Origin of the sequence: Rhodococcus sp. KRD162, assembly GCF_017168335.1 — a bacterium.
Classification (GTDB): domain Bacteria; phylum Actinomycetota; class Actinomycetes; order Mycobacteriales; family Mycobacteriaceae; genus Rhodococcoides.
Window position 1 is genome coordinate 86,952 of the sequence record NZ_JABFAU010000003.1, and the last position, 15,901, is coordinate 102,852.

The 15,901-nt window shown below is 62.4% G+C and carries 13 protein-coding genes; 5 read left to right on the top strand and 8 right to left on the bottom strand.

The window, feature by feature from the left end; all coding sequences use genetic code 11:
• Window positions 1–66: 66 nt before the first annotated feature.
• From J1M87_RS02905 to J1M87_RS02940, 8 genes are read right to left on the bottom strand one after another with little or no spacing between them, the layout of a single operon-like run.
• Window positions 67–438 carry a response regulator gene (locus tag J1M87_RS02905; RefSeq protein ID WP_206487642.1) on the bottom strand — a complete coding sequence of 124 codons (372 nt, stop codon included), beginning with the start codon at window positions 436–438 and terminating at the stop codon, window positions 67–69.
• Entirely contained in the window at window positions 438–803 is a 366-nt protein-coding gene (locus J1M87_RS02910; protein WP_206487644.1) for an STAS domain-containing protein, read from the bottom strand. The genes J1M87_RS02905 and J1M87_RS02910 overlap by 1 nt, the downstream gene beginning before the upstream one ends.
• Window positions 800–1,225: an ATP-binding protein gene (locus J1M87_RS02915; RefSeq protein ID WP_206487646.1), complete on the bottom strand. Its 426-nt coding sequence runs from the start codon at window positions 1,223–1,225 to the stop codon at window positions 800–802. The genes J1M87_RS02910 and J1M87_RS02915 overlap by 4 nt, the downstream gene beginning before the upstream one ends.
• Window positions 1,222–2,607, bottom strand: coding sequence for a PP2C family protein-serine/threonine phosphatase (locus tag J1M87_RS29225; RefSeq protein ID WP_206487648.1), 1,386 nt, complete (start codon window positions 2,605–2,607; stop codon window positions 1,222–1,224). The genes J1M87_RS02915 and J1M87_RS29225 overlap by 4 nt, the downstream gene beginning before the upstream one ends.
• Window positions 2,604–2,927, bottom strand: a complete 324-nt coding sequence (locus J1M87_RS02925) for an STAS domain-containing protein (protein ID WP_206487650.1) — start codon at window positions 2,925–2,927, stop codon at window positions 2,604–2,606. The genes J1M87_RS29225 and J1M87_RS02925 overlap by 4 nt, the downstream gene beginning before the upstream one ends.
• Complete coding sequence (locus J1M87_RS02930) at window positions 2,924–3,763, bottom strand: dolichyl-phosphate beta-glucosyltransferase (protein WP_206487652.1); 840 nt, start codon at window positions 3,761–3,763, stop codon at window positions 2,924–2,926. The genes J1M87_RS02925 and J1M87_RS02930 overlap by 4 nt, the downstream gene beginning before the upstream one ends.
• The gene (locus J1M87_RS02935) at window positions 3,760–5,043 is read right to left on the bottom strand and encodes an oligosaccharide flippase family protein (RefSeq protein ID WP_206487653.1); all 1,284 of its coding nucleotides are present in this window, start codon (window positions 5,041–5,043) and stop codon (window positions 3,760–3,762) included. Before J1M87_RS02935 ends, J1M87_RS02930 begins: the two co-directional genes overlap by 4 nt.
• Window positions 5,040–6,254: a glycosyltransferase gene (locus J1M87_RS02940; protein ID WP_206487655.1), complete on the bottom strand. Its 1,215-nt coding sequence runs from the start codon at window positions 6,252–6,254 to the stop codon at window positions 5,040–5,042. The genes J1M87_RS02935 and J1M87_RS02940 overlap by 4 nt, the downstream gene beginning before the upstream one ends.
• A 261-nt stretch (window positions 6,255–6,515) precedes the next feature.
• Here J1M87_RS02940 and J1M87_RS02945 point away from each other — a divergent pair, with 261 nt between their 5' ends.
• From J1M87_RS02945 to J1M87_RS02965, 5 genes are all read left to right on the top strand, one after another.
• Complete coding sequence (locus J1M87_RS02945; RefSeq protein WP_206487657.1) at window positions 6,516–9,047, top strand: ATP-binding protein; 2,532 nt, start codon at window positions 6,516–6,518, stop codon at window positions 9,045–9,047.
• On the top strand, window positions 9,028–12,309 hold the full coding sequence (locus J1M87_RS02950) for a hypothetical protein (protein WP_206487659.1): 3,282 nt from the start codon (window positions 9,028–9,030) through the stop codon (window positions 12,307–12,309). The genes J1M87_RS02945 and J1M87_RS02950 overlap by 20 nt, the downstream gene beginning before the upstream one ends.
• Entirely contained in the window at window positions 12,306–13,460 is a 1,155-nt protein-coding gene (locus J1M87_RS02955; RefSeq protein ID WP_206487660.1) for a polysaccharide pyruvyl transferase family protein, read from the top strand. The genes J1M87_RS02950 and J1M87_RS02955 overlap by 4 nt, the downstream gene beginning before the upstream one ends.
• 155 nt (window positions 13,461–13,615) lie before the next feature.
• Window positions 13,616–13,939: a FeoA family protein gene (locus J1M87_RS02960; RefSeq protein ID WP_206487662.1), complete on the top strand. Its 324-nt coding sequence runs from the start codon at window positions 13,616–13,618 to the stop codon at window positions 13,937–13,939.
• On the top strand, window positions 13,936–15,888 hold the full coding sequence (locus J1M87_RS02965) for a ferrous iron transporter B (protein ID WP_307830717.1): 1,953 nt from the start codon (window positions 13,936–13,938) through the stop codon (window positions 15,886–15,888). Before J1M87_RS02960 ends, J1M87_RS02965 begins: the two co-directional genes overlap by 4 nt.
• The last annotated feature ends 13 nt before the right edge of the window (window positions 15,889–15,901 follow it).

A 15,901-nucleotide genomic window follows, 5' to 3' on the forward strand; every position in this document is an offset into this window, starting at 1 on the left:
ACCGAACGACGACCGGGGCGGTCGAGCGCTGAGCGGACAGCACGGCATCGATCGAGGACGTGAAAGTCAGTCGGAGGCAGGCGGAAACAAGTTGTGCAGTGTTCTGCGCAACGATTCGGAACTGACCGGTTTCGTGAGCTCGCCGGCCAGCCGAGCCGAGATGTCTGCCGACAGAGTCGAGTATTCGAGGATTCCTGTGACCAGCACGAAGGCCGGGGGGTCGTCGCGACGCTCCACTTCTTCGAGGACGTCGATTCCCGTTCCCGATGGCAGGTGGAAGTCGGAAATCACCAAATCGTGGTGGGAGTCGACGACGGAATCGATCGCCTCGGTGGAGTCCGCAGCCTGATCTACCGCCCAACCGAGTCGACGCAGCATATGGCACAAGACCAGACGGCTGACGGCGTCGTCGTCGACCACGAGGGCAACGCGCGTCATCAGGTGGACCCGCTCTCGGTTGGATCCAACATCACGAAGATCTGGTCGAACTGAGTGAGCCGGAACACCCGCATTGCGTCGTCGGACCGAGGGCGAACCAACGTCACGGTTCCCCCTTCGAGCACGCGATCCCGACGGGCACGCGCGAGAACCGCAAGACCCGCACTGTCCACGAAGGTGACGGCAGCGAGGTCGATCACCAAGTACTGCGCCGAAACGAGATCGTCCTGGGAGAGCCGTTCTCGCACGGTCACAGCTTCGACCATGTCCAATCGTCCACCGAGCACGAGAGTTGCTTCGCCTCTGCCCGCAGTGGAGACACTCATGCTGATTGCGGGAAATTCGGCCGCATCGAAATTCGTCACTGACCACTGCTCCTGATGTCGATCCGTAACTCGAGGTGATTTCCGGATCCGATCCGTTCGTACGCGATCTCGCTGACGAGCGAGCGGATGATTCGCAGGCCGTAGCCACGGTCACTGAGCTCACCGGGCGAACGAACCGTCGGTCCCGGCAGTTCGAACACATCGCCCTGATCAGTCACACGCACTATGAGTCGGTCCGAACTGAGCACCAGACTCAGTTCGATCACTCCCCCCTCGGGAAGATTCGCATGGTCGATCACATTCATGCAGGCCTCGTGCACGGCCAGTTCGGCCCGGGGGAAAACATCCGCTGCCGCATCGGGTTCCAGCTGATCCGTCGCAGCTTTGAGCCATCCACCGACCGCGCGCACGGCCAAAGCGTTCGGTTGCAGTTCCAGACGCGATTGCGAGAGTGTGGTCATGCCGGTGTACTCGAGTTCTTGAAGATCACGAGCGTGCAATCGTCGGAGGCCGTGCTGCCGGCCGCGAACGCATGGACCGCGTCGAGGATCGATTCCCCCACTGCAGAGGAGCGCTCGAGGTACAGCCTGTGGCACAACTGGTCGAACCGGTCGTATCCGAACAGGTTCCCGTTCGGGTCGGCCTGCTCGGTCAAGCCGTCGGAACCGAGGATCAACCAGTGGCCGAGGTCGAGGTCGACCGTCGAAACGGTGGGCACCCGGCCTCGGATCACCCCGAGCGGCGGCACGGTCGCCGCAACAGGTTCTACTCCCGACGCCCGCACCGCGACGATCGGCGAGTGCCCGGCATTGACCAGGGAGATCGAGCGGCTCCGCTCGTCGACCACACCGAGGGCGAGGGTGATGAACATACCCACCTCGTCCAAATGTTCGTACAGTTCGTCTTCGACACGACCGAAGACATCCACCACCGACGCTTCGGAATGGGCGAGGAAGGCCACTCTGCACGCAGCTACCGCGCGAGTCATCAACATTGCAGCTGGCAGGCCTTTACCTGCGACGTCTCCGACCGCGAACCAGATCGAGTTCTGTGTCTTACCGAACACGTAGAAATCTCCACCGGTGAGCGAAGCAGGAGTGGTGCTGGCGAACACCTCGACCGCGCTCGACCGAGGTGGCTGCTCGATGATGACCGACTGCGCGAGCGCCGAAGCGAGTTGATGCTCACGCTCGACCGCCGCCCTCTCGAGTTCGTATCGATGCAGCTCGTTGAACGCGATCATCACGCCGAGCGCTGACACGATCGCGTCGACGATCGGTAGATCCACTGTCGAAAACGGTTGGCCGGTCCGCCTGTAGAACCCGATGAAATTCCCGCCCTCGCCCTCGGGATCGAGCGTGGCAATGACTGCGTGGTCACCGTCGGTGGTGCGCAGCAATTGGCCGGGTGCCGCAGCGAGGCTGCGCCGAGCAGTCTCTGTACACGCATCGAGCCTCGCCGTGTCGCCCGCAGTAGCTCTGACCGTGCGTTCGGTGAACAATACGACGAGAAAGGAACTCGTCAACGCAAGCGCCTCGTCGAGCAACAGTCCGATAGTTTCGTCGCTCGCAGCACCCTGGACATTGATCTGGGCCAGGGTCTTCATGGCATGGATGCGGTCCTGGCTGGCGATGAGGGCCTCGGTCAGTTCACCCTGCATCGACTGGAGGCCTCGGACCTCTGCACGTACCCGGCCAGCCAGACGGTCCACCTCCGCAACAGGCGTCGACTCCGACGTCCGATTTCCGGAAGCGTGCGCGATGAGCAGATCGACCGCTTCGTCGAGCGACGTCGGTTCGATGGCCGCACGCTCACGACGAACCTGTGACGACGTCGTACTCACGACGCGCTCGTATCCGCGTCGTCGATGGTGAACACCTCTGCGAGGTCGGTGATTTCGAGGATGACGCGGACCGGGTCGGAGAGCTGGGTCAAGATGACCTCACCACCGAGCGCCGCGGCCGCCTTCTGCAGCCGCACGAGTTCGGCGAGCGCGGAAGAATCCACGAAGGCGACCTGCGACAGGTCGATGCGCACAGTGTTGTTCTCGGCTGTCACCAAAGGGAAAACGGCAGTTCGGAATCCATCGGTCTCGTGAGCGTCGAATCGGCCGACCAGGTGTACGAGCCGTTGTGACGGCTCGATTTCGGTTCTGATGATCACGGGCAGGTCTCCTTGTCGTTCGGCGTGGACGTCGCGGCTCGCGCGAGCGAGGAGTCGGGGCGCGTATATCGACCGCTGAGGTCGTAGCGGCGAATACGAATCAGGTCGCGTAGGAACTGCATGCTGACCTTGGCGGCCTCTACGGTCGAACCCGGAGCATCGATCCATTCGACCGGCACTTCGGCCGCACGATAGCCGACTTTGTTCGCGAGATAGAGGATTTCGAGGTCGAACGAGAAGCCATCGACGATCTGCATCGTGAACAGCGTCGATGCCGCATCTGCGGTGAAGAGCTTGAATCCACATTGGGTGTCGGACACCGTCACACCGAACCCTCTCGACACGACGACGCGAAGTGTCTTGCTCAGCACTCGCCGCGTCAGGCTCTTTCCGCTGACCGCTGCGCCCTTGGCTGCACGGGAGCCCACGACCACATCGAAGCCCTCGTCGATGAGCGAGTAGAGGCGGTCGAACTGTTCGATCGGCGTCGACTGGTCAGCGTCGGCGAACAACACCACTTCTCCACGCGCAGCGAGCATTCCTCGTCGAACCGCGTCACCCTTCCCGGTGTTCTTCTCGGCGACGACGAGGGTCAAGTTGGCGAATCGCAGGTCTTCGACGAGTGCGACGGTCGTATCGGTCGAACCGTCGTCGGAGACGATCAGCTCCCAGGGCTCACTGCGGGCACTCATGTGCGTAGCGATCGCGCCGATGGTGGGAAGGATGCGCCATTCTTCGTTGTAGGCCGGAATGACCACGGATACAACGGGCTTGGCGCACAACGGCTCGGTGACCCACTTTCGGTAGGCACGGTATGCGGACGAATCCTCGCTCATTGGAGGGCCTCTTTTCGGCTGCGGTTGGAAATCCACGTGCGCGTCATCGACCGGCTCCCGAGAGCGAGGATCAGGAACGCCATGGCAATGCCTTGCATCGCGATCAACGTCGTCATGTCGCTGTGCCAGATCAAGACCAGGACGAGTTGAAGCACAGCAGCGCCGAGGAGATACCAGGATTCGGTCACCAGTGACTGCGAAAGTCTGTAGCTCGCCACGAGATTGCCGATCGCGAACAGTGTGGTCGTCCCGGCGTAGGCGGCCAATGGAATCGAGAGATCGGAGTACTCGGGGCCGAGGACGAATCCGAGCGCAGGTCCGCCGAGCCAGAGCGCTCCTACTGCGCACGTGGCGCCGATGCCGATGACGGCCAGGATGCCGAATCGGAGGACCTCCGATGACTCACGGCCTGCCGCATGACGCCGGGCAACGACCGGGAAAATCACCGTGGCAACCGACCATGCCAAGAAGAACACAGCACGGCCCACCAGCGCGACGGCAGCGTAGATGCCGGCATCGGTAGGGGTGAAATAAGCTTTCGCGACGAATATGTCGCTGTTGTTGGCGATGATCTGACCGATCAGGAGAACCGACACGAGACCGGCGTACGCCCGCACCTCGGCTCGATCGATACCGTTCCCGGTGCGTGGACTGCGAGACCTGCTCGCGATACCCACCACCACAGTGGTGACGACGAATGATGCTGTCAGAGCTACCGTCGCTCCTTCGACGCCGAAACCCATGGTCACCAGCAGCACGCCCAATCCGAGGCGAGTAACCATCTCCACGACGAACGAGAGAGCAAGGGGTCCGAACATCAAACGTGCTTGCATGACGCCGCGTCCGACCGCTTGGACGAGCCAGAACGGGATTCCCACGGCCAGTATCACGAACGGCCACGATGATGCCGTCTGAAAGATCGTCGACCAGAACGAGGATGCACCTGCAAGCACTACTGCGGTGACGACTCCGGACCCGAGAGCGATGCGTCGGAGTCGACGAGCGAGGAGATCCGAGTCGCCCTCGAACCCCAGTTCGTCGGATCGTGAGATGAATCGTGCTGCTACCAACTGCAGACACAAAGCGATGGAGGTCAGACTGAACAGAAACGTCACCATGAGGTTGGCGTCCGAGAACTCCGCCGGTGTCAGCACGCGTCCGAGAAAGAGATTGAGTCCGTAGTTTCCGATGTTGGCGACCAGCATCGCGATCGCCAACATCGATCCACCGCCCACGAGCCTGCGACCGACCCTCGACGATGCCAATTCGGGAGCAGTCATCTCGTCGTCCGCTTCGCGAGCAACCGCTGGATGTGCGCGACGTGCCACTGCACTACCTCGGACATGGGGATTCCGGTGGCGGCCGCAAAATTCCGCCGACCGAGCGCGGCGCGTTTGACCGGATCGTCGAGAACCTCGGCGATCGCGTCCGCGAGGCTCGATGGGTCACCCGGGCGGAAGTACACGCCGAGAAAACCCTCCTCCTCGACGATGTCGACGAGATCACCGATCCGGGGTAGGACCGCAGCCCGCCCGTACTCCCCCGCCTGGTGAAGTACACCGGAACTTCCCGTGGTCGACGTGTACGGGAACGCAACGACGGACGCCGACAGAAACAGCGGTCCCACTTCGTTCTCGGCGATGTAGCCGGGGAACTCCAGATTCGGCACGTCCGCGTAGCGCTGCGCCGCCGATTCCATGTATCCGGCCGAGTTCGGACTATCGGTGCCTGCGAGCACGAGCCGAGTGTCGTCGTACCCCCGCGCCAGCAATTCTCGGTAGGCCTCCACCAGCATGTCGACGGTTTTGTACGTACCCCATTTACCGAACGCCATGATGGTCCGACGCCCCGGAGGGACCGAGAAAGTGGGCATTGCAACGTCCTCGAAGCTCCCGTGCGGGGCGAGGACGGCATTGTTCGCCCCATACTCTTCGCGGAGAAACTCGACGTATCGCGGGATCGTCAGCGCAACCAGGTCAGCGCGCAACAGAGCGCGCGTCAGAGCTCGACCAGCCGAAGTCATCAACTTGGCAGTCAGGGCTGAGCCTGCGAATCCCGCGTCCTTCATGTCGACGTTGTCGGCAAGGTTGTGCAGTACTACCAGCGTCGGCACTCGCCACAGGCGAAGAGCTGCGGGAATCAGCAGTCCCAATGCTCCCGCAATCCGCTTGTCGCCGAAGGTCGCGAACTGCAGGTTGAGCAACACCGCGTCCGGATTCGATCGTTTGATCTCGCGTGGGACACGCCAGAGGTTGGTCAGAGCGTTGAAACGCCAGCATGGACGGAACGAGACGTTCTCCATGTGCTCAGATGCACCCTCAACGGTGTGGTCGGCGTACACGAGGACCTCGTCGACCTCCTCGAGACGAGAGAGGTGTTTGACCAAGTGGTAACCGAACTCGTTCAAGCTGTTGCGGCTCGGTGGGAAAGCCGAGACAACGCCGAGTCGCAGACCCTGCATTTCCGGCTGATCATGCCGTCCATTCGTCATTCGCCACGTCCCGACCTCGTCACACTGCAGGCAAAGTCCTTGCCGGCCGCCCAGTCCATTTCGTTCTTTGCCGCCGTCTCGTGAGACTCGAACGCCTCAACGCTGTTTGGGCAGTATCATAACGCCCAGTCGCTATTTTGGTTTCCAGTCACAGTTCGTATCGCTGAATCCGTTGCGTTTTCGGAGATTCGGCGTGCGGCGTGGCCCGATATGCCGAGTCCGGGTTTCGACTGCAACAGCGAGGGGAGGGGGCTCGAGGCAATGGTCACGCTCAGATGGGCGATCGTCGAGGCACGGTCGCGCGCGATCACCGCAAGCTTCGTGATTGTCTTCCTCGCACTTGCAGCTTTTCTGGTCTCGTTGGTCGTGCTGCCCTCGACTCCCACTGTCCGGTGGGGGTTTGCAGCGAGCCACCTGGCGATCGAAGCGGCGGCGGCGGTGTTGACCGCTCTTCGCGTCGTGTTGGTTCCGCGCGAGCGGATGGCCTGGGGCTCGACGTGCGCGGCACTGGTGTGCCTCGTTGCCGGCGATACCTTCGAGACGCTCACCGGAGGAATGGGTTCCTCTGTCGGACAAGCCAACACAATCCTGTCCCAGATGTTCTATGCGGGGTTCTTCGTAGGCATCTTCGTCGGGCTCGGTCTCATCGTTCGAAGTCGCGTCGCCAACCGAACACGCGATGTCTGGCTCGACGGGCTCATCTCGGGGCTCGGCCTGCTGGCGGTGGTCTCGCTCGTGGTATCGCTTGTGGTGTCAGCGCCCGGCGATTCACCCGGGATCGGTACGTTCATCCCGATTGTCTATCCGGCGGCACCTCTGGTTTTCGTCGCCGTGTTGCTGGGAGCACTCACTGGTCTCGACCGACGTCCGAGCCCCGCCTGGTGGCTTCAGGTGGCAGCCGCACTACTGATGGCGGCATCGAATCTCGTGTTCGTTCGTTCCATTGCCACTGGGGGCTATACCTACGGCTCGCCGCTCGACTTCCTCTGGCCCCTCGCGACCGTACTGATCGCAGCAGCAGCCTGGTCCTCCCCCATGCCTCCGCCTCCGAGCGACTCGACGTTTCGCGGAATGATCTTCGTCCCCGCCACCTTCTCGTTCTGCGCGCTGTTCGTCCTCTGGATCAATGAAATCGGGCCAGGCGTGCTATGGACCAAGCGCTTCGCGATGGCCGCCATCGTCGTCGGGATCGTCCGGCTTCTCTTCGCCGTTTCCGAGGCGGAAAAGCTCCGTCAGCGAGAGAAGCTGCTCAATCGCAGCATCAGGGTTGCGCGAGACGCAGCATTGCAGGCGGCATTGGCCAAGAGCACCTTTCTCGCGACGATGAGCCATGAGATCAGGACGCCGCTCAACGCCGTGCTGGGCATGAACGAGTTGCTCATCGATACCGACCTGAACCCCGAACAGCGCGAATACGTTCAGAACGCGACGCTGAGCGGCTCGCTGCTGCTCGAACTCATCACCGACATCCTCGACTTCTCGAAGATCGAAGCCGGTGCCATCGACCTCGAAGAGCGACAGTTCGAGCTTGCGCGGTTGGTGGACGCGAGCGTCACAGTGCTCTCGTTCGCGGCGCAGAGCAAGAAACTCCCCATCGTCGCCGAGTACTCGACGGACTGTCCGAAGACGGTGATCGGGGACCCGACTCGGCTAAGACAGATCCTCGTCAACCTCATCAGCAACGCCGTGAAGTTCACCGAGCAGGGCGAAGTGCGGGTGTTCGTCTCTCGCGGCGTCTGCGACGACCGGGTCCGGTTCGAAGTATCGGACACGGGACAGGGCATAGATGCTCGACAGTTGGTGACGTTGTTCGATCCCTTCACCCAAGCCGATAGCTCGACCACCCGTACCCACGGCGGAAGCGGACTCGGCTTGTCCATCTGTCAATCGCTCGTGGGCATGATGGGCGGCCACATCGAAGTCGACAGCACGCTGGGGGTGGGCTCGACGTTTCGGTTCGAGATCGATTTGGACGACGTGTCGATCCCGCCCGAGTTCGCCGCGCTCGAACTCGGTTTCGGACCGTGGGGACCGGACTCGCGCCGTTCGTCATCACGTTCGCTACGGGTCCTTGTTGCAGAAGACAACGACACACTTGCATTGCTGTCGACACGATTGGTGGCCAAACTCGGCCACGACGTGTCGGTGGTGACGAACGGTGCCGCCGCTGTCGATGCCGTGACTGCGGAACCTTACGACGTGGTGCTCATGGATGTGCACATGCCGGTCATGGACGGCCTACAGGCGACCCGGTCGATCCGCGCCGCCGGTATCGATATCGCACAACCGCACATAGTTGCGCTGACGGCAGGTGCAACCGAGCGCGACCGCGAGGAATGCCGTGCTGCCGGTATGGACGCGTACGTATCCAAACCATTCACCGGGCAGGATCTCCGACGGGCGTTCCTTGCAGTCGAGATCACCTCCGACGGGCCCGCAGATCCGGCCCCGATTGCTGCCCCACCCCGGCTGTTCGACGAGTTGGACGAACTCGGGCCCTCGGCCAAGGCCGAGGTCTTGAGCGCCTTCTCGGCGCGAAGCGCAGAAGACCTGAGTGCGCTCGAGCGTGCACTCATCGACCGCGAACCAGGCGAACTTCGTTTCATCGCGCATCGCCTTCGCGGCGGAAGTCTGGCGCTCGGTGCCACCGACCTCGCGGCGGCGTGTTTACGCGTCGAGTCCGCTCCGGACGACGAGTCGGCTACGGCGGCGATGGTTGTCGACGTGCGTCATGCACTCGAGGACCTGGCTCGCGTCATCGACACAGAGATTCATGCGCATCCGCAGCCGTGAACGCTCGACGCCTGCCACTGCAGACGAAGCGATAGCACCCATCGTTCGGCCGGTCGGCGTCGACGGTCTGTCCACGAAGTGGATCACATTGGCCGTCGGCACGATCTATTACGTGGCATCGCTGGTCATCTTCCGGGACGTACTCACCGCGATACCGTCGGTGCTGCGGGGCGACGCGGTGATCGCGGGCGACGAACTGGTGCCGTTCTTCAACTGGCACAGCCAGTTGCTCGATCAAGCGGCCGGTGAGTTCAACGAGCTGGTCAACGGGTACGAGTTCCGGGTTCGATACTCGTTCCTCACCACCTGGTTTCGGTTCTACAAGGTTCTGCCGTTCGCCATCTTGCTCGTTCTCCCCACCCTGTTCTGGATCGCGTACCTCACGGTGACGCGATTCATGGACAAGGTGTTCACCTCGCTGTCCTCGCAGGCGATCTACCTCGCGACGTTCTTTCCGATCTCCTTGATCTACCTGATCATGGTGTACTCCAAGGTCACCCACTTCTACACCCTGATCCTCGGCCTTGTCCTGCTGCTGATCTCCTCGCTGTGGATGCTCTACGCGCTGCTGTTCGCCGGACGCCCGTGGAAGCGCTACATGGTGCTCGCCTGCGTGAGTACCCTGTTCAACCCCGCGATCCACTACCTGGTGCTGTTCACGCTGTTTTTCGCGATCACCGGCGTCACCCTCCTCGCCGGTGAGGTCGGACGGTGGATACGGCGCGGCGGTCCCGCTCGCGCGCGGCATCTGCCGAAACGTGTGCGCACCTTGATCACCCGATCCGGCCGAGTCCAACGACTGCGGGCATGGCTCCATGTGGTCGGCGGCACCACGACCGGACGCCTGGTGGTCGCCGGTGTGCTGTACGTGATGATCACCCTGGTGCCCTACGCCTTGTTCGTGAAGTACGTGGCGCTCGCGGGAGTGACCAATCTGAGCGACACGGTGCCCGGCGACTTCTACTTCATCCAGGACGCGTCGGTGTCGTGGCTGCACCTGTTGTCCTGGGATCTGGCCGGCATCACCGACAAGATCCTCTTCGGTGACTATCTGGCCAAGGTGCCGCGATATCCCAACGCGCTGTACACGATTCTGATCTTCGTTCCCCTGATCGTTCCGCCGGTGCGCCGACGACTGTTCAACACCCGGTCACATCGGCAACTACTCGCGGTGATCTATGTGGCCATCGTCTTCGCGATGTGGGCCACTATCGGTTACGGCGAGCCCTTGTGGTTCCCGACCTTCCACCGCACCCTGGCCGCGCTGGCCATCACCGCCAACGAAAGCCATTCCGCCATAGGCAACCTGGTGGTCACCGCCGCCGGCACCGTGGTGCAGATTCTGCGCTTCCCCCATCGGTTCCAGCTGATTCTGTTCATGCTCGCACCGCTGGTGATGTCGCTGACGTTGGCCTATCTGATCGACAGTGTCAGCGGCCGGTGGATGCGCATGCCGGCTCGCACCTCCAGGTCGACCCGCGCTGCCAGTTCGACCAGCACCGCCGGTTCGCGACTTCGACGGCGCCCCCGACCGAGCGCAGCGACCACGCACACCCGCAGCGCACTGCTCATCAAGCTGGTGGCAACGGCCTGCATCGGGCAAGTGTTCTTCACACCGTTCTGGGCCAACGATCCCTACCGAATGGTGTTCGCATCCGGCAACATGTCCGGATTCATGTCGCCCTTTCCCCTTCAGGATCTCAAGGAGTTGAAACAGGCGCTCAACGAGCTTCCCGAGGGCAAGACCGTCGTGATTCCGCCCACCGAGACCGCAAAGTTGGTCGAAGACTCCAACGGCATCGACCACAAGTTCATCGACAAGTTCTTCATCTACTACCTCGACAAACCGAGCTACTACTACGGGCTCACCGGCGACGTGAAGAACAAGTTCGAGTTCTTTCTCATCCTCCGCGGTCTCTACTACCAGCAGGACTGGTGGATCAACGAGGCGCGCGACATCGAGGTCAAGTACATCGTCGTCAACCGAAAGATCCACGACAACGGAGGAATCGGTGCCGAATACCTCCCCGACGTCGAAAGCTACGTCGAGCCAGGATTGGCCAGACTCGGCGACGACGTGGCTCTGCGATTCGAGAACGACAGCTACGCACTGTACGAGATCACCGATCAGCCTCGGCCCGAGCGCGAGACGCTGCTGGTGGACTCGAGTTGGCAGACCTACCTCGATCTGGTGTTCAACCGTCGAAACCTCAGTCGCTGCTACAAGTTCGAGTTCACACCGTATTTCGACCCGGCCAGCGTTCCCGCCGATGCACCGATACAGCTCATCACCGACGACGAACGTACGTCGGCGCTGAACCTGTACCTGCTGAACAACCCCGATGCGATCTCGAGCCCCGACACCCGGATGTTCGCGTTCAATCCCGACGTCGTGGCGTCGAATTACTATCTGTCACCGATGTTTCGGTCGTTTCTGCTGTTCTCGAACACCAAGTGGAATCGCACGGGCATGATCACCCCGGGGGTGTTCGGTTCGCTGCGCGGATCGTTCATCGGCCTCCCCCGCGCCACCGAGATCGGCGTGCCCGTCGACGTCACCACCGCCGGAAAGTACCGAGTGCTGATGCGCTCGGCCAACACCGCGAACACCCTGCACATCACGTCACCGTCGCTGGCCTACGACCGGACGATCGAGCTTCGATCGCCCGCATCGAACGTGAAGCTTTTTCCCACCGACGACGTCTACACCAGCAATCGTGTGGCTGCCGACACCAGCGGCATGTCCGTCCAGGACTTGGAGAAGGCGATACCCGATCAGCTGGTGCCCGTGAACTCGGGCTTCAGCTATCAAGACCTGGGGACGGTGGACGCCGACGTCGGTGCGCACACGTTCGCCATCGACAAGACCGACACCAACCCGATGCTGTTCGAGGGGATGATGCTCATTCCCGAAGACGTCTACCAGAAGGTCACGCTGCCCTCGAACGTGAAACCCGTGCTCGATCCGAACACACTCGGATGCTCCGAACGCACCAGGAGCGCGGGCGCGACCGACGGGTACGTCGACCCGGCCGCCAACCCGGCCAACGCGAATCTGACCCAGGACGAGCTACTGAATCTCGCGGCCGCCGACGTTCAGGACCTCGCACCGCCGGAGGGCGGCGTGGTGGGATCGAGCTGGCTGGGTGTCGCACTGACCGCCGTACTGCTCTTCGTCAGCGGACTCCTCGTTCGGTGGCGCGCGCGACTTCGACCCGACGAGTTCGACGACCCCCCAACAGAAAAGGAGAACTCGCCATGACCGAGCCCGCACGCAGAATCGTCTTCCTCGGAACCCACGGCCAGTACAACATCGGCGACGAGCTGCTCCTGGACACCTTCCTCACCCAGCTCGGGTCGCAGCACCACTACGTGGTGAACAGCTACGACCCCGAGTTCACCAGGGCCCAGCTGGCGGGGCGCTTCGACGTCGAGGTCATCGACACCGCAGGTGACCGCCGAAGGTTACTGCGTGAGCTGATGCGTTGTGACGTACTGTGTTTCGGAGGTGGATCGATCGTCAAGGAGCTCTACGCGTCGACCGGTCGCAATCGCTACTCGACTCTGCTGATGATTCTCGCGATCGTCACCTTCACCCACCGCATCGCTCGCAAGCCCATCACCATGCTCAACGTCGGGGTCGGGCCGGTGCGCACTCCCCGCGGACGGCGACTCGCTCGAATGATCCTGTCTCAGGTCGACGAGCTCACGGTGCGCGACGAAAAGTCCCGCGCACTGTGCGCGTCGATCGGTATCACCCCGGTTCTGGCCACCGACGCGGTCTTCTCAGTAGACGCCGGATCACTTCTCGGTGGAACCGAAGCCGACCCTGTGGCAGATGGTTCCGATCCGGTTCGGGTAGCGCTGAACCTCAACTTCGATATCGAGAACCCGGACAACTGGGAGTTGTTCCTCGACCGGCTCGCCACCGCCCTGGTGCGGGTCCACGAGCAGCGTCCGATCGAGCTGCACGCACTGCCCATGCAGGCCGGGTTCAAAGAGCACGACGACGCCGAGGTCTTGCAGGAGTTCTCCACCCGCGTTCCGTCCATCCGATTCGTCGAGCACGAGTTGACCTCGCCCGCCGACGCCGCCCGACTGATCCACAGTTGCGACGTCCTGGTGAGCGAACGGCTGCACGCCATCGTCATGGCATCGATCCTCGGAGTTCCGTCCTTCGTGCTCGCCTACGACGTCAAGGTGCGCGAGCTGGCGTCGATGCTGGGGCTGGTTCCCTGGAGCGTCGACATCAACGAGCCCTTCGACGCCGACGACGTCGGTGACCGAATCCTCGACCTCATCGAGCAACGCGAGTCCGTCGCGGCCGAGGTGCATCGACATAGCGCAGAACTGGGGCAGAGGGCCAGGCGCAACTTCGAGTCAGCCAGACAGTGGGTTGCAGCCGCCCGATGAGCGAACCGGGCCGCGGCGAGGGCAACTCGAACGCCGCACGATGCAACCTCGTACTGGCGATATCGGAAGTACGAGGATATGGTTGCCTATGTTCACCAAGGTGAGCCTGTGCTGCTCTGGCGGTGCATGACAGCCGTTTCGAGGAGGGCCCGCCGATGTCCGTCATGACAACGCAACTCGAGGCGCGGCGTATCTCGACCGAACGGCCCGGGGCTGGGTCGTCCGAGTCGGCGGACTCCGCTGTCACCACATTGGCCGATATGCGAAAAGGGCAGACCGCACACGTGGTCGATGTCTGCGATGAGCTCGATCCTGCATCGGCGCGCCGGATGTTCGATCTGGGATTCGCGCCCGGAGCAGAGGTCGAGATGCTGCGCAAAGCGCCGATGGCCGACCCGGTCGTGTTTCGCATTGCCGGCTACGACATCGCGCTCCGACGGGTTCAAGCTCGCTGCATCCACGTGGCGATCACGACGTGACCTGCGGGCCTCACGGGGCCAGCGAACCGTCAGACGCGGGATCGATCGGAACCGACACTCGTATCGCGCTGGTCGGAAGCCCGAACTCCGGCAAGACAACGCTGTTCAACGCGCTTACCGGACTGCGCGCGAAGACCGGAAACTACCCCGGAATCACGGTCGCCAGATACGAGGGCCGGACGCGAGTCGGTGACCGCGACGTTCTCGTCGAAGACCTTCCCGGCACGTACAGCCTCGACGCGATCAGCCCTGACGAGCAGATCGTCGCGGATGTTCTCGATCAGGACGATCTCGTCACCAGCACCCCGAACGGATTGATCGTCACCCTCGATGCGACGACCCTTCGTCGATCGCTCGGCATGCTCGCGCAGGTCTTGAACACCGACCTACCAGTGTGTGTGGTTGTCACGTTCACCGATGAGTTGGCTCGCAGACAGGGCTCGCTCGATATCGAGGCGTTCTCTCGGGCTCTGACCGTTCCCGTGGTGGCAGTCATCGGCGGCAGACGTCAGCAACTCGATCAACTACGCCGCTTACTGCCGTCCCCCGGCGCTTGGCAGCGCCCTCCGGTTCTGCCTCCTACCGCTCCACGGGAGGTGACGAGCTGGATCGAATCGATCCTGGACACTGCGGGGTATCGGTTACCCGAGGTCGATGCCCGCACCCGGCGCATCGACTCGATTCTGTTGCATCCGGTCCTCGGCACCGTCGTGTTCTTCGTGACGATGTTCGCCTTCTTTCAGATCATCTTCTCCGTCGCGGCTCCCTTGCAGGGCTACATCGAGGACTTCTTCGCCTACCTCGGAGATCGAGTGGACCGCTTGGTCACCATCGGGTGGCTGTCCAGTTTCTTGTCCGACGCCATCCTGAGCGGGGTGGGCGGGGTTCTGGTGTTCCTCCCCCAGATCGCCCTGCTGTTCATCCTCGTCTCCTTCCTCGAAGGAGTCGGATACATGGCGCGGGCGGCGTTTCTGATGGATCGCGTCATGTCCAAGGCAGGTCTGGAAGGGCGTGCTTTCGTCGCCCTCCTGTCCTCGCTCGCATGCGCCATCCCCGGCATCATGGCCACCCGAACACTGCCATCGACGCGCGACAGAATCGCCACCATGATGGGCGCCCCGTTGATGACGTGTTCTGCGCGTCTTCCCGTGTATGTGCTGCTCATCGGCCTGCTGGTCACTCCCGACAAACGCGTCGGCCCGTTCGGAGCCCAGGGCGTGGTGATGTTCGGCCTCTACCTCGTGGGCGCTCTGTCGGCGATGGCCACGGCCTGGTTGTTCTCCCGGATCGGACGTGGGTCGGGGCCACTGTTGCCGTTCTACATGGAGATGCCTCCCTATCGGCTGCCGTCATTGCGATCGGTGGCGTTGTCGGTGTGGGATGCCTGCAAGGGATTCCTCCGTAAGGTCGGCAAGATCATCCTCGTCACCACAATCATCCTGTGGGTGTTGCTCACTGTTCCGTTCCGCAGCGACGCCGACCTCCAGGCTGCGGGTGTCGATCCGACCGACCAAGCGGCTGCCTCGAGTTATGTCATCGACCACAGCGCAGGTGCCGCTGTCGGCCGGTTCGTCGAACCCGTCTTCGAGCCGCTCGGCTTCGACTGGCAGATCAACGTGGCCGTCCTCGCCTCGCTGTCTGCTCGCGAAGTCTTCGTCGCGACGATCGGCCAGGTCGCGTCCGCGCAGGATCCGGACAATCCAGGGACTGCACTCGAGAACATGACAGCTCAGTCCGGTCCGAGGGCCGGTGAGAAGCTCTTCACTCCCCCGGTCATCGCCGCGCTTCTCGCCTTCTTTCTCTATGCGTTGCAGTGCATGTCGACGATAGGCGTCATGCGCCGGGAGTCGGGCACGTGGAAATGGCCCGCGATAGCCTTCGGGTACATGTTCGTCGTTGCCTGGGTGATGGCGTTCGCCGCCAAAACCGTCGTCGGGGCTTTCGTATGAGTGCGGTGCGACA